Below are 17902 nucleotides of genomic sequence, written 5' to 3' on the forward strand. Positions count from 1 at the left end.
CCTTAATCTTCTGAAAGATGACGAAGGGCTTTGACCATCTCTTCCGAATCGACCTTGTTTCTGGTCGCCAGCTTAGGCGGGTTCAAAGGGGAGAAGCCGGTCTCATCCTGTTCCCTGTCGTCCTGGGCGGACGGGACGGGCTCTCCGGACAATCCGGACGGCTCGTCTGGCGTCGTAAAGTCGATCCTCTGTCCCCTGACGGAGTCCTCCGGCTGCGAGTCTGCAGAATCCCGCTCAGGATTCGTTCCTCCCATTACCGTTCCAAGGACCCATCGGAAAACAAATACGAGCGCGAATAAAATAACGAAGCTGTATAGAGTGCGGAGCAGAGTCGTCGTCAATATATTATTGGAAAAAGAGGATATAAAAGTGGCTGCGGCCCCCAATCCACCGATGATCGCATTCCAGCGAATGGTTCCTATCATTTACAGATCCCGGCTTCCATGCTGGACGCTCCGGATATGCAGAATGCCGGTAGCACAGTCCAATTCAATAGTTCGTCCATAATTTCCTCCCGTATCTTCCGCTTTAACGGGTATTCCGTATCGGTTCAGAACCGCTTTGCAAGATTCCACGTTGCGGGGGCCGATCCGCATCGTATCTTTCCTGGTATCAAAGGCAAACATCTGCGCTCCCCCTGCCATCTTGGCCTCCATCCGGCGGGTAGACGCGCCTTCCTGCTCCATCCTGCGGATCATCTCCGGCAAGGCTGTATCCGCGAATTTAGCCAGATGGATTGGCCCTCTGGCAATGTCGGATGACGGAAGCATGACATGGGCCATGCCGGCGATTTTGGCGACGGAATCATACAAGGTGACCCCGACGCAGGAACCGAGACCAGTCGTCCTTAATACGCCTTCTCCAACGACTATATTCATATCCGCCATCCCGACCTTGACTACATTATTTTGCTGAATCATGAAGGGGGCACTCCCAATGCGGAAAACAGATTATCGAACGAATCGGGATCGGGGATAAAAAAGAAATGTCCCTCAATCGCTTCACTGCCTTCCAGGAAATTGGTGTCTATAAACAGGGCCTGCTCCCCCATCTGCCCGTATTCCAGCAGGCCGTAGCTCAGAATCGCGCCGGCCATATCGATAGCCAGCGACGGAACGGAAGGAACCATGTCCAATTGGGTCAGCTCGGCCAACGAGGTCAGGTACGACCCGGCCAGAATATTGCCGATCTCCTGAAGCGCGGACAGCTCCATTTCGGAGAATTCCCCCTCGCCTTCCATTCCGCCGGCGACGAGCGAGCCAAGAAGCTGCTTGGCCGATCCCTTGCTGAAAATAAAGAACAAATTGCCCGGAACGTCCCCTTCGACCCGCAGGAAGATAGCTATGACGACCTGCTCAGCTCCGCCCACGCTGTCTGAAATTTGTTCGAAAGGGACCATCTTCACCTGGGGGACGCGCATATCTACCGGCCGGCCCAGAAGCTTGGATAAAGCCGTTGCCGCATGGCCCGCCCCAATGTTACCGACCTCTCTCAATACATCCATCTGGAATTCAGCCATTGGCTTCAACGGATTCATCGAACTAAGCCTCGAACTGTTCCAGTTGAATGATCTCTTCCTTGTTCAGCACCTCCCGCAAATTAAGCAGGACCAGCAGTCGGTCCTCACCGATTTTCGCGATGCCGTGCAAATATTTGGCTTTGATGCCGCCCACCACTTCCGGCGGATCATCAACCGAATCGGCGGGCACATCGAGAACATCATTAGCCGAATCGACGATCAGCCCTACCTCGATATCGTTGATGGCGACGACAATTAGCCGGGTCTGATCCGTATATTCGGTTTCCTCAAGCCCGAAGCGGCCTCTAAGATCGATAACCGGCGTTACGACTCCGCGCAAGTTCACAACTCCTCTGACAAACGACGGAGTCTTGGGAACCCGGGTAATCGGCAGCATGCGCTCGATCGTCTGAACTCTTTCTACATCCACGCCGTATTCCTCGCTGCCGAGAGTAAACACGATCACCTTCAAATCTTCTTCCATTCCCACTCACCCTTTCGACATATAGTTAATGGTTATTTAATCAAAGCATTGGTTTCCAGAATGAGGGCAACCTGACCGTCCCCCAAAATTGTGGCTCCGGAAACGGCGAACGGGTTGTCCAAATATTTGCCCAACGATTTCAGAACAATTTCCTGCTGTCCGATAAACTCGTCGACAACCAGAGCGGCCTGTTTGTCTCCTTTCCGGATCACGATAATCTGCAGGGAAGAGCTGACGGCTACCGATTGAACCGGGATATCCAGAAGCTGATCCAGAAAGATGACCGGAATCACACTGCCGCGGAAATCGATCATCGGATTGCCGTGTACCTGACGAATCTCGCTCTTCTCGACTATCGCCGTCTCCGAGATAGAGGACAGCGGGATAGCATATTTCTCCTCGCCTGCTCTTATCAGCATGGCGGTTATGATAGAGAGGGTTAACGGAAGCTGGACCGAAAATTTCGTCCCTAGTCCGGGATTGGACGACACCGAAACTTGTCCGCCCAGGGATTGAATTTTGGTCTTGACGACGTCCAGACCTACCCCGCGGCCGGAAATATCGGAGATTTGATCTGCCGTGCTGAAGCCGGAAGCGAACAGAAGCTGGTAAACCTCCTCGTCGGACAGTTTATCCGCCTGCTCCTGGGTAACCACATTTTTGCGAATCGCCGTTTGCAGCACTTTATCGCGGTTAATTCCTTTGCCGTCATCCTCAATTTCGATGAAGACATGGTTGCCGCTTTGGAACGCTCTAAGTTGAATCGTTCCGGTCTCGGGTTTGCCCGCGGCCACACGGTCGCTAACCGATTCCAGCCCGTGATCCACCGCATTCCTCAATAAATGAACGAGCGGATCTCCGATTTCATCAATGACGGTCCGGTCCAGTTCCGTCTCAGCTCCGGTAATGACGAGGTCCACCTTCTTATCCAGCGATTTGGCGATATCGCGGATCATCCGGGGGAACCGGTTGAATACCGTATCGATCTGCACCATCCTGAGCTTCAGAACAATGTTCTGCAAATCACCGCTTACACGGGTCATATGCTCGACCGTGTCGATCAAATCGCCATTGCGGATCTCGCTTGCCAGCTGCTCCAGGCGGACCCGGTCAATCAGCAGCTCGCTGAGCAGGTTCATCAGAACATCCAGACGCTCGATATCCACACGGATGGTCCGGCTTGCAACAGGTGCCGCGGCCGGTTTGGGCTTCGCTTTGCCGGACGCCTGCTTACCGTCTGACGCAGGCTGTTCCTTGGCTGCTGCTCCGGGATCAGCCGCCGGTTTCTCCGCAACGGCCGTTGCTGCCGCTTCCTGAACACCGGCACGAATCCGCTGCAGCGACTCTTTATCCAGCGGACGCACATCGACCGATTCGATTTCCGAGACCTTCATGATTTCAGCCTGAAGCTCCGCCGCTTCCTTATCGCTGACCAAATAAACGGAGAAGCCCTTGTCAAACTTTTCCTGCTCGATATCTTCTACGGACGGGATGGTTTGGACAACCTCCCCGCTTGCTTCCAGCACACCGAATACCATAAACGAACGTGCGGCCTTCAGCACACAATCGTCCCGAAAAACGACATCGATATGAAAGACCGAGTGGCCGGCTTCCAGGGTTTGCATAATGATAGAATATTGAAATTCATCCAAATCTGTGGAAGAAGCGGTGGATTGAGCGGTTCCTCCCGGAGCATCCCCGTTCACGATAGCTTTCAGGGAAGCTACCAGCTCGGATACGTCGAGGCTGCCTGTTCCACCATTGATAATATCGTTCACCATCGACTCCAGCGCGTCGTTGCCGCTGAATAAACATTCGAAGATCGGCTCGCTCATCGCCAGCTTGTCATTACGCACCAGATCCAGCACATTTTCCATTTCATGGGTTAACGAAGCGATATCCTCGAACCCCATCGTTGCCGACATGCCTTTAAGCGTATGCGCGGATCGAAAGATCGTCTGCACGATCTCGATATCTTCCGGACTCTGCTCCAGAACAAGCAGTTGGTCGTTCATGGCCTGTAAATGCTCTCTCGCCTCATCGATAAAAACCGACAAATATTGATTAATATCCAAAAAGCTGCACCTCCTGTATTTGCATCATGCGGACAGCCTCCGCTTCCTCTCCGGGCAAGCGGAGTGCAAACGCCCCCGAGTGCTTAACCGGCTTAAGTTTCAATAAGCTGAACCAGCTTCCCGCTAATGTGCTGCTGGGGCAATATATGTATGGCCGCTCCCCGTTCGACCGCAGCCCTGGGCATTCCATAGACTACACACGTCTCTTCCGCTTCAGCTATCGTCGTCACGGCCCCCGCCTGCTTCAGGGCAAGCATACCCGCCGCACCGTCACTGCCCATGCCCGTCATGAGTACGGCATGTCTCTTCAGTTCCTTAAAAGGAAGCAGAGATTCGAACAAGACATCCACAGACGGACGATGCCCGGAGCGGGTGCCTTCGGCGGACAGACGAGTGCGGTATTGATCCGCCCCTTCCTGCGTCAAGCTGCTTAACATGACAACCGGAGTCGGATGCTCGGCCATAATTTTCTGCAGTGCCCTAAGCCCATCCATGACCGGCATTTCCACGTCCATCGTCACCACGTCCGGCTTCAGCTGCTTTACTTTCTCAACGGCTTCCGCCCCGTTGACGGCCGTGTCGACGACTTTTAACCGAGGGTTGCCGGACAACAAATCGCTAATGATTTTTCTCATGAATATGGAATCATCGACTACAAGTACCCTATAAGGGATCATCCGGGCTTCCCTCCTCAACGGTCAATTGTTATTTCCGACTTGTTTATTTCACCCGCTTGAACATTCGGTAGAGAAAGCCTTTGATACCTGCATTTGCAGAAGGCTGAGAGGTGGAACCGGATAGAAAGCGGTCGGCAATGTTGGCAATCGATCTGGAAGCACTGCTATGCGGATAAGCTACCGTGAACGGCTTCTGCATTTTGACAGCCTTCGATACGTTGCTGTCATCCAGCACATAGCCGAGAGCGGGAACGTCCGTCTGCAAAAAACGGTGGGCCGCCATGCGGATTTTGTCAGCGGTTTGCGTTCCTTCCCGCAAATCGGTGGCTCGATTGACAACGAGCCGAAAATTCACCTCATGCCCGAGCCCCTTCACCATCTTCATCACAGCATAGGCATCCGTAATGGAGGGCGGCTCCGGTGTCGTCACAATAATCGTCTCATCCGCCGACAGGATAAACCGGAGTGTTTCGTTCGATAATCCGGCCCCGGTATCGAAAATAATAAAATCGACGACGCCATTCAGCCTTTCTATCTCCCGCTTGAAAATATCCAGTTCCTGTTCGGACAGATGGAGCAGCTCGGTAACCCCGGAACCTCCGGCTATAAACTGCAGGCCGCCGTAGCATTCATGGATAATGGCCTGAATCGATTTGTTCTGCTTAAGAAGATGGTACAGGTTATAGCGTGGGGAAACCCCCATAAGCGTGTCGAGATTGGCCAGCCCCATATCCGCATCGAAGATGAGCACCTTGTGTCCGCGCGCCTGAAGAGCAAGGGCAAAGTTAAGCGTGAAATTGGACTTCCCTACTCCCCCTTTACCGCTCGTCACGGTAATGACACGGGTTTGGCCCGATGACGGGTCCGATTCCGAGGACGCTCTCATGCTCATGAGCCTTCGCAAACTTTGTGCCTGGTCATTCATGCACGGCTTCCCCCAAAATGACATTAATGATATGGTCCTCATCTGCTTCCGCAATATCGTCGGGAACATTCTGTCCATTCGTCACATAGGACAATTGGAGCTTAAGCGCATCGACCAAATTCAGCACAGCGCCGAGCGTGCCCGTTTCATCCATTTTTGTGAAAAGCACTTTATCCAGACGAAATTTCATGAAGTTATCGGCGATGACTTTCATATCCTTGTATTTGGTGGTCAGGCTGAGCACCAGGAACGTTTCGCTTGCCCCATGGGTTTGTATCAGGGAATGCAGCTCGGAGACATACATTTCGTTGCGGTAATTTCGCCCTGCGGTATCCATAAAGATGATATCCATGTCCTCCAACCGCGAGAAAGCCCGCTGCATATCCTGGGGCGAGAACACAACCTCTAACGGTGTGTTTAAAATGGTTGCGTATGTTTTCAGCTGCTCCACGGCCGAGATTCGATATGTATCGGAAGTGATCAGCCCTACTTTGCGCTTATGCTTGAGAACCTGCTCGGCGGCCAGCTTGGCGATGGACGTTGTCTTGCCTACTCCGGTCGGTCCGACGATATGCACAATGCGGGTTTGCGGCGAGATCACCTTCGGCCCCTGCCCCGAGAAAATGTCCCGCATCCTCTCCCTTGCCCGGGCTATGATCCGGGCCTTGTCCCATACTTCCGTAGACTCCTGCATTTCTTCGCGGATCGGCAGAAGAATCCGGTCGGTCAAATCCGGCGAAACATCCTGCTCCAGCAGCCTTTCTCTTACTTCCAGCCACGCGGGAGGAGCCTCCTCCTGAGGCTCGGAAGCGGCAGACAGCTTCTGCATCAGCAACTTCATCTGCCTGATCTCCTCAAGAATCGGCTCGTTTCCCTGTTCCTCCTTGGCGGAACGCCCGTTCGTCAAATCGGACTGCTGCTTGAAGCCGGTTCGGCCCGTCAAGTTGTGAGCATTTCTGTCCAGCGGGATGGGAGCATGAATTCCCGGTTTCCCGGTATCGAATACGGAATCCGAATTGGAGTTCAGGGCCGCGGCCACCTCAGACTGGAAGTCCGACCAGCCGGCTGCAGGCGGCGCCGTCGGCCGCTGCGGAACGGACATGCTCTCGTCCGCTGCCGCAATTACCTCTATCTTCTTCTTGCCGAACCAGCCCCACAGCCCTCCTGAGCGGATTTCTTTCGTATTTAAAATGATTGCGTTCTTGCCCAAGTCACTTCGGATCCGGGCAAGCGCGTCGGGCATTGAATCAACTACGTAACGTTTCACCTTCATAGATTGACTACCCCCATGCTTTGAATTTCAACACTCGGCTCCAGCTCGCTGTAAGACAACACCGGAATATCCTGCATCGTTCTTTCCAGCAGCTGACGCAAGTACATTCGAATCGTTGGGGAGGTCAGAATGACCGGCTGCTGTCCCGCTTGAACAACCTTGCCTACTTGCTCGCTCAATCGGTGAAAGATCGTCTGTGTTGAAGCCGGGTCCAGCGCCAGATACGACCCCTGGTCTGTCTGCTGTACCGATTCCGCAATTTTCTTCTCCAATGCCGGACCCACCGTAATAACTTTAAGCGACTCGTCCCCCTGGGCGAACTGCTGGGTAATCTGGCGGGACAGCGCCTGCCGTACATATTCGGTCAATACATCCGGGTCTTTCGTATAAGTTCCGTAATCGGCCAACGTTTCCAGAATGGTCACCATGTCCCGTACGGAAATTTTCTCACGCAGCAGCTTGACGAGAACTTTCTGAATATCGCCGATCGACAGCACATTCGGAATGAGCTCCTCCACCAGGGCCGGATAGCTCTCTCTTACGTTCTCGATCAACGCTTTCGTCTCTTGGCGTCCAAGCAGCTCGAAGGCATGCTTCTTGATCACTTCGGTCAGATGGGTCGCCACTACGGATGGCGGATCGACCACTGTGTAGCCGGACAGCTCCGCCCGGTCCTTCGTCTCCTCGTCGATCCATAGAGCCGGCAGTCCGAATGCCGGTTCCGTCGTTTCAATTCCGATAACGGAGTCGTCCTCCACTCCCGGACTCATCGCCAAGTAATGATTGAGGAGCAGCTCTCCTCTGGCAATCGTATTTCCTTTGATCTTGATCACATACTCGTTCGGCTTGAGCTGGATGTTATCGCGAATTCGGATAACCGGCACGACAATTCCGAGCTCAAGGGCGCACTGTCTGCGGATCAGAATAATCCGGTCCAGCAGATCTCCTCCTTGCTGAGTATCCGCCAGCGGAATCAAGCCATAACCGAATTCAAATTCAATCGGATCCACCTGCAGCAGGCTGATCACACTCTCCGGACTGCGCACCTCTTCGATTTGCTGCTCCTCTTCAAATTGCTGTTCCTCTTCCTGCCTCCGCTCCATATTCTTCTGCATCTTATAGGCCGCGAAGATCAGCAGGCCGCCGATAGGAAGCGTCGCGCCAAGCCCGATTGGCGTGAACATTCCAAGAACCAATATCGTTCCGGCCACGACATATAGCAGTTTCGGGTAGTTAAGCAGCTGGCCGGCAATATCCGAAGCGAAGTTGCCGTCGGAGCTGGCGCGCGTCACAATCAATCCCGCAGATGTCGAAATAAGGAGGGCAGGAATTTGACTGACCAGACCGTCCCCGATCGTCAATCTGGAGAAGGTGGCCGCAGCCTCCGGCAGCGTCATATCGTGATACATCATTCCAATAATCAATCCGCCAAGAAGATTGATTATTAAAATGATAATTCCCGCGATGGCGTCCCCTTTGACAAACTTGCTGGCACCATCCATCGCTCCGTAGAAATCGGCCTCTCGTTCGATCTTGCTCCGGCGTTCTCTCGCCTGGGTCTCGTTAATCAGCCCGGCGTTCAAATCCGCATCGATACTCATCTGCTTACCGGGCATCGCATCGAGGGTGAAGCGCGCGGCCACCTCCGCAACCCGCTCCGAACCTTTCGTTATAACAATAAATTGAACAATAACCAGAATAAGGAATACAACAAATCCTACAACAATGTTGCCGTTCGCAACGAACCCGCCGAAGGTGTCCACCACCTGGCCTGCTTCCGCTTCCGACAGAATGTTTCTTGTGGTTGAAATATTTAACGCCAGCCGATACAGCGTCGTTACGAGCAGCAGCGAAGGGAAGATCGAAAACTGCAGAGCTTCCTTCGTATTCATCGCCACGAGCAGGATCGTTAGAGCCAGTGTAATATTTATAATGAGGAGAACGTCTAGCAAAGGAATGGGAATCGGAACGACCATCATCAGAACGATCCCGATTATTCCGACCAATATGAATAAATCCCGTACTTTCACTGTTTAGTCTCCTCCATTTGCCCATTAATTGACTTTGCCCTTCAGCTTATACACGTAGGCCAGCACCTCAGCGACGGCTTGAAACAGGTCTCCGGGAATGGTTTCATTCAATTCCACCCGTTCATACAGCGCCCTGGCCAATGGTTTGTTCTCCATTATGGCAATCCCGTTCTGTTTGCCGATTTCCCTGATTTTCAAGGCAACCAAATCGACACCCTTCGCGATTACCTTCGGTGCCTCCATCTTCCCGGACTCATACTTTAGCGCTACCGCGAAATGAGTCGGGTTGGTGATGATAACGTCGGCCTTCGGAACCTCCTGCATCATCCGCTGCATGGCCATTCTTCTCTGTCTTTCCTTGATTTTCGACTTGATCAGCGGATCTCCCTCGGTCTTCTTGTACTCGTCCTTAATGTCCTGCTTGGACATTCGCAAGCCTTTCTCATGCTCATATTTCTGATACATATAGTCGAAGATAGCCAGCACGATCAGAACCAGTCCGATTTTCACGCCTAATTCGACCATAACCTGAGCTACATACGACAGAATGGATTCCAGAGGAAGATGGGCCAGTCCCATTAAACTTTCTTTCTTCCCCCACAAAGTGAAGAAGACGATGACTCCGATGACGATTAATTTGAAGACGGTTTTTAAAAATTCTACTAATGACCGCAGTCCGAACATTTTCTTGGCCCCTTCCACCGGATTCAGCTTGTTCAGCTTCATCTTAAGAGGCTCGCCGGTGAACAAAACACCAATCTGTACATAATTGCCTATGACCGCCATGACGATGGCAAAGAGCAGAATGGGAGAAAGCATAATCATCCCGTCGATCATAAGCTTGTTAAATAATGCGGTCGTATTCGGGATCGTGACGTTCATCAGCATATAGTCGTATAGCGTTAATGTGAAGATTTCGAATAAACGCTCCTTCAGAAAGCCGCCGAACAATAAAAAGGCGACGAAGGTAAAGAACAGAACAAGCGCGCCGGGCAGCTCCATGCTTTTGGCTACCTGCCCTTTCTGTCGGGCCTCGCGCTTTTTCTTCGGTGTAGCGGGCTCTGTCTTTTCCTGTGAGAACAACTGCAGGTCCATCCGCCATCGATAAGCGGTCATCGGTCTCCCTCCAAACGCCATTCCATTGGCTAGGACGATCCCGGGACGGCCAATATCTCCAGCATTCTTTGCATATGCTCGAACATGGTCTTGAACAGGTCGGAAAACAGATTGTACATCCCCGGGATAAAAAAGAAGAGAAGAATCAGGCCGACCAGAATTTTCATCGGGATCCCTAACACGAAAATATTGAATTGCGGAGCGGTCTTTGCCAATACACCCAGCCCCACGTCAACCAGAAACAACGATGCAACCAGCGGAGCAGCCATTTGGAAAGCAAGGGCAAAAGCTGTAATAAACGCTTGAACGAGAAATTCGCTAACGTGCCCCCGAGCAATATGGGCGAAGAAATCATTGGACAACGGAACCCACTCATAGCTGTCCACAATGGCCTGGATAAGCAGATGATGACCGTTGAAGGTCAGAAACAGCAGCAGGGCAATGAAGTATTTAAAATTTCCCAGCAGCGGAGTCTGCACTCCCGTCATCGGGTCCATCACATTCGCCATCGCAAATCCGATTTGCACATCAATGAACGCTCCGGCTATCTGCACCGCGGTAAAGATAAAGTTCGCTATTAATCCAAGCAGCAAGCCGATCAAGATTTCTCTGATAATAGAAAGGAAATATTCCCCGTCCATCGGGATCGGCTCGTCCCCGATTGCAGGAATAGCCATTAGTGTAAGAAAAAACGACAATCCAAGCTTGAACTGGGGAGGAACGTTTCTCGCCGTGAACACTGGCGATGCGAGAAAGAAAGATGTTATTCTGCAAAAAATAAGCAGGACGTTAGGAATGAACTGCAAGAAGAACTCCATCGATTTTCCCCAGCCCTAACCGATATACTTATGTAAGTTATTGAACAAATTAAACGTAAAGTCGACCAGCGTGGTCAATATCCACGGTCCAAACAGAAGCACTGTCAACAAGACCGCAACGATTTTCGGAACGAACGCCAGTGTCTGCTCCTGAATTTGGGTGGTCGCCTGAAAGATGCTGATCGCCAAACCTACGGCCAGTGCGACAATCAGCATGGGAGCACTGGCTTTCAAGACGGTATATACCGCTTCGCCCGCCAGCCGTATGACAAAATCTGAAGCCATCGGTTTCCCTCCTGTAAGCTTGTTGACGGTCAGGAATTAAAACTGACCAACAACGATTTGACAACCAGATACCAACCGTCCACGAGAATAAACAGCAGAACCTTGAACGGAAGCGAGATCATGACCGGGGGAAGCATCATCATCCCCATGGACATCAGCGTGCTGGCAATAATCATATCGATCACGAGAAACGGCACGAAGATCATGAAACCCATCTGAAAAGCCGATTTCAGCTCGCTGATCGCAAAAGCGGGAATAAGAGCGGTCAACGGAGTATCCGCGATCCCGGTCGGTCTGTCGGCACGGGAGTAATCCAGAAACAGCTTCAAATCTTTTTCTCGGGTGTGCTTGCCCATAAATTCCTTCAGCGGGAGAGCCGCCCGGCTCAAGGCTTCGTTCTGTGTGATCTCCCCGGCCATATATGGCTGGAAAGCCACTTTGTTGATCTCCGCAAGTGTCGGAGACATGACGAACAGGGTCAAGAACAAGGCCAGACCAATCAGCACCTGATTAGGAGGCATTTGCTGGGTTGACAAAGAAGTTCGGACAAACCCAAGCACAATGACGATCCGTGTGAAGCTGGTCATAAGAACGAGTATGGCCGGAGCCAGACTTAATATTGTAATGAGCAGAACGATCGTGACCGTACTGGCCGTTCCGGCGGGATCACCCGTTCCGCTGCCGATGTCTATATTGATGTTGGGAATAGGAAGCGTGTCTCCCTCTTCGGCAAAGCTCTGGCCCGGGAACAGGAAGGAGCTCAGCAGAATGACACCCAGAACCGCAAGCCTCTTAATTCTTTTCATCGTTCATCCGACCGATCCGTTTTGTTTTCATTATGAATCCATTGCTCGACCTTATCATTGCGGCCGGATAACTGATTCATCTTTTGCTGGAACATCTGTTGGAAAGAAGTCATTGCTTCGTCCTCATTTTTTTTGGGCTCAAACCATTTTCTGATTTGGGAGATTCCCTTCATTTCAGGCTGTCCGGCCGTACTTTGACTGCGGATAAACTCTATTTCTTCCGGGTCGTCTATTTTGTGCAGCAGCCGGATCTCTTCTCCGACTCCCAGCACATACAATGAATGTCCGATTTCCACAATCTGAACCGATTTGTTCTGGCCGAGAGGTACGCCTCCCCATGTTTTAATGGTGCGTCCGGGAAGAAAACCCCGGTTTTTTTGAGCCATCCACTTAATTATGATAAGAAATAAACCGATAATTAGGACTAGATAGACAATCACTTTGACCGCCATGCCGAATCCGTTGTAGGACAGTCCGTCCTCTTCGCCTTCGGCGAAACAGCGGGAACCCCACATCAAGCCAACCATAAGCAGCCCCAGGGTTCCCGGACAGATCTTGCCGGCTAGACTGCTTCCAACCCGACCGCATGTCCCTTTCATATTTATCACTTCTGCACTAACCTAATGTTTTCTTGATCGCTTCGATCACTCGGTCCGCTTGGAAAGGCTTCACGATAAAGTCCTTGGCCCCTGCCTGGATAGCATCGATAACCATCGCCTGCTGCCCCATAGCCGAACACATAATCACCTTCGCGTTCGGATCGAAGGACTTGATCTCCTTAAGCGCCTGGATACCGTCCATTTCCGGCATCGTAATATCCATCGTAATCAGATCCGGCTTAAGCTCCTTGTACTTCTCCACTGCCTGGAAGCCGTCATTGGCTTCACCGCAAACCTCATATCCGTTCTTGGTCAGAATGTCCCGGATCATCATTCTCATGAAAGCTGCATCATCAACTACTAGAATACGGTTGGCCATAACTAACAATCCTCTCTTCACATGATTTATTGATGTAATGCAATGGTATTATTGCAGTTTCTGTATACGGTCCATCGGATTGACGATATCCGTGACACGGACGCCGAAATTCTCGTCAATGACAACTACTTCGCCTTTGGCGATCAGCTTGTTGTTAACCAGAATATCCACCGGCTCGCCGGCCAGCTTATCCAGCTCGATAATGGAGCCCTGGGATAAATCGAGAATATCTTTGATCGCTTTTTGCGTCCTTCCGAGCTCCACCGTCACTTTCAGCGGAATATCCAGCAGCAGGTTCAAATTCGAGTCTTCCGACTGAACAGAGGACATCTGGTCAAAACTGCTGAACTGTACGGGTTGAACATTAACGTTGCGTACAGGCACATTGCCATAATTTGCAGGACCTGCGGCAGGCGGTACGGCAGACTGATGCGGCGGAGCATAAGCCGGATCCGTACCGGTCGATGCGGCGGCGGCCGGAGTCTGCTCCATACGGGGCTGAGCCGCTGCCGACTGGGACTCTACCATAGCCTGTTCCACTGCCGGCTGCGGCTCCTGAACGGCCGGTTCTTCAGGGGATCCCATCAGCATGGCGACCATTTCCTTAGCGAACGCTACAGGCAGAAGCTGCATGATCGTTGAATCGATTAAATCGCTGATCGTCAATCGGAAGGAAACCTTAATGAATACTTGTTCGTCAGGCAGCTTCTCCGTGCCCTCCGGGTCTCTCAAGTCGAGAATATCGATGCCCGGAGGAGAAATATTGACGAACCGGTTGAAGATCGTAGACATGGAGGTCGCGGAAGACCCCATCATTTGGTTCATGGCTTCCTGTACAGCACTGATATGGAATTCGCTTAGTTCCTCCTCCGGTCCCTTACCGTCTCCCCCCATCATCAGGTTAGCAATGATTTGGGCGTCGCGGGTTTTGATGACGAGCAGATTCACTCCGTTGAACCCTTCCACGTAATTGACGTGTACAGCAACGTGGGGCTTCGGGAACTCATCCTTCAGCTTCTTCTTGGAAATCGCGCTCACCTTGGGAGTGGTAATATCCACCTTCTTGCCCAGCAATGTGGACAGTGCCGTCGCTGCGCTGCCGAACGAAATATTGCCGATTTCCCCCAAGGCGTCCTGTTCAATCGTTGTCAGATAATCATCGATGTTCGCTTCAGCTTCATCTTCGGGGCTGTTTACCGATTGGTTTAACAGGGCATCGATTTCTTCCTGAGACAGAAAATCCTTGTTATTCGTCATCCTCTTCCACTCCTTCACTTACAATATCCGTGATCTGAACGGCGGCTTTGCCCTTAACCGTTCCGGGGATTCCAACATACTTCACTTTCTCCCCTACTCTGATCGCCAACCCTTCGCCGACCAGCTTGTTTAACGTAATGACGTCTCCTTGCGCAAGTCCGAGGAATTCGCGAACCGTGATCTGGGAATGACCCAGCTCCGCGATAATCGGAAGCTTGGCCTTACTCACCCTGGATTGCAGGATTTCCGACTCCTCATTCGACTTCGCCTTCTTCTGGGTGACGAACATATGGTGGACGGACAACCGTTGCATGATGGGTTCAATAACGACATGAGGAATACAAATATTGATCATTCCGGAGGTATCGCCGATTTTGGTGCTCAGAGAAATAAGCGCAATCGTATCGTTCGCCGAAGCAATTTGCATAAATTGCGGATTCGTCTCCAATGTCTCCAGACGGGGCTCCAGATCGACCACCGTCTTCCAGGCATCCTTCAATGATTCCAGCGCCCGGCCGAAAATCCGTTCCATGATAATCGACTCGATCTCCGTCAGCGCGTTCACCCTCGAAGGGGATGTCCCCAACCCTCCTAATAGGCGATCAAGCATTGCAAACGCGATATTGGGGTGAACTTCCAGCACCATCCGGCCTTCCAGCGGCTCCGCTTCAAAAATATTCAGAATGGTCATCTTCGGTATGGAACGGATGAATTCGTCATAAGGAAGCTGCTCTACCTGCACTACGTTGATCTGAACGAAGGTCCGGAGCTGGGTGGAAAAGTACGTTGTCAAATACCTGGCGAAATTTTCGTGTATTCGCGTCAAGCTGCGCAAATGATCTTTGGACAATCGGGTAGCTCTTTTAAAATCGTAGGACCGGATTTTTTTCTGGGTATCTTCCTTCTTAAGCTCTTCCGCATCCGCTTCGCCGGACGACAATGCCGCCAGCAGGGCGTCAATTTCATTTTGCGATAGCACATCTACCATTACAGCCACCCCCCTAACCAAAAAACATTAAACCTATGGCAACACCATTTCAGTGATCCATACCTGTTTGATCTTCCCATCGTGCAAGAAAGGATTAATTTTATCCATCAATACGGTCGAAAGGTGGTCCTGACCCTTCTCTCCCGTAATTTGTTCCGGTGTCATTTCGGCAAAAGTCCGATTAATAATTCCTCTTACTTTAAAGTCCAACTGCTCGATTTCTTCTTTGGCTTTCTTCGTAGTCATTTCAAAAGCGAAGCCTGCTTTGACAAAACGGCTGCTCTCTCCCAGATTCGTAAGGATTTCATCCAGGAAGTAGGTCATTTCCTTGATTTGAGCGGCCGGCACTTGCTCTGCCGCTTCCGTTGATTTCACTTCCTTGGAGCTCTTCTGCTCCATCAGGTTCCATATCAAAACGGAAGCGGTGAGAATCAAAGTGACAACGATCAGCATCGCAACGACGATTTGAAAAACTTTGCTTTTTAACACCTAAACTCCCCCCGAATCCGTCCGTAATAGTTGACTGCTTATCAAGCCTATCGACTGCACATATTGTTGAACCCTGCTCACGGTTTCCGGAACGGTCTCGAGTACCATGATTTTCTTGCCGGTGATCAGCGTGATCATCGTATCCGGGGTTTCCTCGATGGTCTCGATCAACAAAGCATTCAACGTAATAGGCTTACCGTTCAAACGGGTTACGGTAATCAAAGCATTCCCTCCGCAGAGAATCAGCAGGGGCGGGGAACCGCCCCCCTATTCTCTAAAAGATTTATCGTTTCAAGTTGACGATTTCCTGAAGCACTTCATCGGAAGTGGTTATGATTCGAGAATTAGCCTGGAAACCGCGCTGCGCTACAATCATCTCCGTAAATTCCGCGGTCAAATCCACATTGGACATCTCGAGCTGACCGGCGATGATCGCTCCGGTGCCTGCTTCGTCATCTCCAGGCTCAACCACTTCAATATCTTCCGCATGGGCATTAGGGGTTGTCCGATAGAGACTGCCGCCGATTTTCTCCAGACCGCCCGGATTGGTAACTTTGACGACCCCGATTTGAAAATCGGTTTCTTCCGGTTCCCCATCACCGTTAATGGCCACGATTCTGCCGTCCTGACCAATGGTGAAGGCAACGATATCTTCATCCAGCTGGATCGGATCGCCGCCGACTCCGCAGACGAACAGCCCGCTCTTGGTTACCAGATTACGGTTCGCATCCAGTGTAAAATCCCCTGCCCGGGTCAAGTAAGGAACCTCCTGATCCTCCGAAACTTTAACGGCGAAAAAGCCGTCTCCGTTGATTCTTAAATCGAGAGGTTCGTTGGTCGTCATGGCACTACCCGGTGTGTGAAGAGTATCGATGGCGGAAATCGCTACTCCCAGACCAATTTGCTTGGCGTTGACTCCTCCCCGCTCGTCTCCGGGAGCCGTAACTCCCGACACGGTTTGGCTGAGGATATCCTGAAACATGACCCGGCTGCCTTTGAAGCCCACCGTATTCACGTTAGCAATGTTGTTTCCAATGACGTCCAGCTTTGTTTGAAAACCGCGCATACCGGAAACACCGGAATACAAGGATCTTAGCATAGCGTTTCTCCTCCTTGAGCTTGTGGAATGATTCCCGGCCCGGCGTTGGCAGGCCGCTTCAATCGGTCTGCGGCCTTAGGCCTCCAGATAAGTAGGGCCGGCCTACGTTGAAAGAACAATCGCGCTGTCAATTTTGGTAAACACGTTGTCCTTCATGGAATGTTCGTCCAACGCCGTTACGACCGTTTTGTTGTTGATGTTTACGATTAAGGCGACATTTTTCATAATAATGAGCGAATCCTTCGCCCCCTTGGAAGCAGCCTTATCAACGGCATTGGCTATCTGCACCATCTGTTCCGGCTGAATTCGGATCCCTCTCTGTTTCAGACGAACCTCCGCGTGATGACTAAACTTGACCAGCTCTTGATCCAGGGCATTCTGAAACGATGCGGCACCCGGTCTTTCAGTAACCGGGGACTTGCCGGAGCTGCGTGGTGCAGCCGGCGGTATCGCATGAGGATATAGCTGGCTTATCGAAAATCGTTCGTTCATACGCCGTTCCCCGGGGAACCGTTCCCCGTTTCTTCAGGTTCGTCGCCGCCTCCCGGAGTGCTTCCGCCCTCATCGGGCTCCTCTACGTCACCAGGAGTCTCTTCCTCGCCGCCTCCGGGGTTTTCCACCTCATCCGGCGGATTCTCCTCCCCCGGCTGACCGATTTGGATGATCTGGTCCATCGAAATGGAATGCTCGCCGACTACTGCGTATTGCACTCCGTCTTTGAAGGTAAGTGCTGTAACCACTCCGCTTTGGGTGACCTTCTCGCCTTTGTCATTCAGTGTTATCCACTGGATTTCCTTGCCGATCAGCGCCGAGGCCATCCCTAACGATTGCCGCAGCAGCCTCATATCCGCCGCCATATTGGTCATCTGCTCCACAGCGGTAAATTGGGCCATCTGCGCGATAAATTCGCGATCCTGCATCGGCTGCATCGGATCCTGATTCGACAGCTGGGTCATTAATATTTTCAGGAACTCATTTTTGCCGAGCGAATCATTTTTTTCAGCAGTATTGAAGGTATTGTTGCTGGAATAATACGGCCATATATTTCTCGTGCTTATAGCATCAGACACGCTTTCACCTCCC

At 51.6% G+C, this 17902-nt stretch carries 22 protein-coding genes; all 22 read right to left on the reverse strand.

What is annotated here, in order from left to right; translation table 11 throughout:
* Positions 1-2: 2 nt before the first annotated feature.
* The 22 genes from ACTHRH_RS16265 to ACTHRH_RS16370 all read right to left on the reverse strand — a co-directional run bounded on the left by ACTHRH_RS16265 (position 3) and on the right by ACTHRH_RS16370 (position 17889).
* Entirely contained in the window at positions 3-425 is a 423-nt protein-coding gene (locus ACTHRH_RS16265; protein WP_144933114.1) for a hypothetical protein, read from the reverse strand.
* On the reverse strand, positions 426-920 hold the full coding sequence (locus tag ACTHRH_RS16270; protein ID WP_150959640.1) for a chemotaxis protein CheD: 495 nt from the start codon (positions 918-920) through the stop codon (positions 426-428). It abuts the gene before it with no gap.
* A complete protein-coding gene (locus ACTHRH_RS16275; protein ID WP_440416556.1) occupies positions 917-1537 on the reverse strand; it encodes a chemotaxis protein CheC in 621 nt (206 codons plus the stop codon). The genes ACTHRH_RS16270 and ACTHRH_RS16275 overlap by 4 nt, the downstream gene beginning before the upstream one ends.
* 4 nt (positions 1538-1541) lie before the next feature.
* Positions 1542-2003 carry a chemotaxis protein CheW gene (locus tag ACTHRH_RS16280; RefSeq protein WP_144933120.1) on the reverse strand — a complete coding sequence of 154 codons (462 nt, stop codon included), beginning with the start codon at positions 2001-2003 and terminating at the stop codon, positions 1542-1544.
* 32 nt (positions 2004-2035) lie between these two features.
* Entirely contained in the window at positions 2036-4078 is a 2043-nt protein-coding gene (locus ACTHRH_RS16285; RefSeq protein WP_379287395.1) for a chemotaxis protein CheW, read from the reverse strand.
* 92 nt (positions 4079-4170) lie between these two features.
* The gene (locus tag ACTHRH_RS16290; RefSeq protein ID WP_440416559.1) at positions 4171-4755 is read right to left on the reverse strand and encodes a chemotaxis protein CheB; all 585 of its coding nucleotides are present in this window, start codon (positions 4753-4755) and stop codon (positions 4171-4173) included.
* A gap of 43 nt (positions 4756-4798) precedes the next feature.
* Positions 4799-5680 carry a MinD/ParA family protein gene (locus ACTHRH_RS16295; RefSeq protein WP_144933126.1) on the reverse strand — a complete coding sequence of 294 codons (882 nt, stop codon included), beginning with the start codon at positions 5678-5680 and terminating at the stop codon, positions 4799-4801.
* A complete protein-coding gene (gene flhF / locus ACTHRH_RS16300; protein ID WP_440416561.1) occupies positions 5673-6953 on the reverse strand; it encodes a flagellar biosynthesis protein FlhF in 1281 nt (426 codons plus the stop codon). Before flhF ends, ACTHRH_RS16295 begins: the two co-directional genes overlap by 8 nt.
* Positions 6950-8983, reverse strand: coding sequence for a flagellar biosynthesis protein FlhA (gene flhA / locus ACTHRH_RS16305; RefSeq protein WP_144933130.1), 2034 nt, complete (start codon positions 8981-8983; stop codon positions 6950-6952). Before flhA ends, flhF begins: the two co-directional genes overlap by 4 nt.
* A 24-nt stretch (positions 8984-9007) precedes the next feature.
* Positions 9008-10099 (reverse strand): flagellar biosynthesis protein FlhB, encoded by a 1092-nt coding sequence (gene flhB, locus ACTHRH_RS16310; RefSeq protein WP_144933132.1) that lies wholly within the window; start codon positions 10097-10099, stop codon positions 9008-9010.
* A gap of 29 nt (positions 10100-10128) precedes the next feature.
* Positions 10129-10917, reverse strand: coding sequence for a flagellar biosynthetic protein FliR (gene fliR, locus ACTHRH_RS16315; RefSeq protein WP_144933134.1), 789 nt, complete (start codon positions 10915-10917; stop codon positions 10129-10131).
* Between the two features lie 15 nt (positions 10918-10932).
* Positions 10933-11202, reverse strand: coding sequence for a flagellar biosynthesis protein FliQ (fliQ, locus tag ACTHRH_RS16320; protein WP_144933136.1), 270 nt, complete (start codon positions 11200-11202; stop codon positions 10933-10935).
* 29 nt (positions 11203-11231) lie between these two features.
* Positions 11232-12008 carry a flagellar type III secretion system pore protein FliP gene (fliP, locus tag ACTHRH_RS16325; RefSeq protein ID WP_144933138.1) on the reverse strand — a complete coding sequence of 259 codons (777 nt, stop codon included), beginning with the start codon at positions 12006-12008 and terminating at the stop codon, positions 11232-11234.
* Complete coding sequence (locus ACTHRH_RS16330) at positions 12005-12607, reverse strand: flagellar biosynthetic protein FliO (protein WP_379287402.1); 603 nt, start codon at positions 12605-12607, stop codon at positions 12005-12007. Before ACTHRH_RS16330 ends, fliP begins: the two co-directional genes overlap by 4 nt.
* Before the next feature lie 16 nt (positions 12608-12623).
* Positions 12624-12986 (reverse strand): response regulator, encoded by a 363-nt coding sequence (locus ACTHRH_RS16335; protein ID WP_144933142.1) that lies wholly within the window; start codon positions 12984-12986, stop codon positions 12624-12626.
* A 48-nt stretch (positions 12987-13034) separates the two neighbouring features.
* Complete coding sequence (gene fliY, locus ACTHRH_RS16340) at positions 13035-14243, reverse strand: flagellar motor switch phosphatase FliY (RefSeq protein WP_440416565.1); 1209 nt, start codon at positions 14241-14243, stop codon at positions 13035-13037.
* Positions 14233-15231, reverse strand: coding sequence for a flagellar motor switch protein FliM (gene fliM, locus ACTHRH_RS16345; protein ID WP_144933146.1), 999 nt, complete (start codon positions 15229-15231; stop codon positions 14233-14235). Before fliM ends, fliY begins: the two co-directional genes overlap by 11 nt.
* A 33-nt stretch (positions 15232-15264) precedes the next feature.
* Complete coding sequence (locus tag ACTHRH_RS16350) at positions 15265-15720, reverse strand: flagellar basal body-associated FliL family protein (RefSeq protein WP_144933148.1); 456 nt, start codon at positions 15718-15720, stop codon at positions 15265-15267.
* Positions 15721-15942 (reverse strand): flagellar FlbD family protein, encoded by a 222-nt coding sequence (locus tag ACTHRH_RS16355; protein ID WP_144933150.1) that lies wholly within the window; start codon positions 15940-15942, stop codon positions 15721-15723.
* A gap of 61 nt (positions 15943-16003) precedes the next feature.
* Entirely contained in the window at positions 16004-16819 is an 816-nt protein-coding gene (flgG, locus tag ACTHRH_RS16360; protein ID WP_379287411.1) for a flagellar basal body rod protein FlgG, read from the reverse strand.
* Between the two features lie 102 nt (positions 16820-16921).
* Entirely contained in the window at positions 16922-17311 is a 390-nt protein-coding gene (locus ACTHRH_RS16365) for a TIGR02530 family flagellar biosynthesis protein (RefSeq protein WP_379287413.1), read from the reverse strand.
* Entirely contained in the window at positions 17308-17889 is a 582-nt protein-coding gene (locus tag ACTHRH_RS16370; protein WP_379287415.1) for a flagellar hook capping FlgD N-terminal domain-containing protein, read from the reverse strand. Before ACTHRH_RS16370 ends, ACTHRH_RS16365 begins: the two co-directional genes overlap by 4 nt.
* Positions 17890-17902: the final 13 nt, after the last annotated feature.

Source organism: Paenibacillus sp. SAFN-117 (assembly GCF_051966115.1).
GTDB lineage: Bacteria > Bacillota > Bacilli > Paenibacillales > NBRC-103111 > Paenibacillus_L > Paenibacillus_L residui.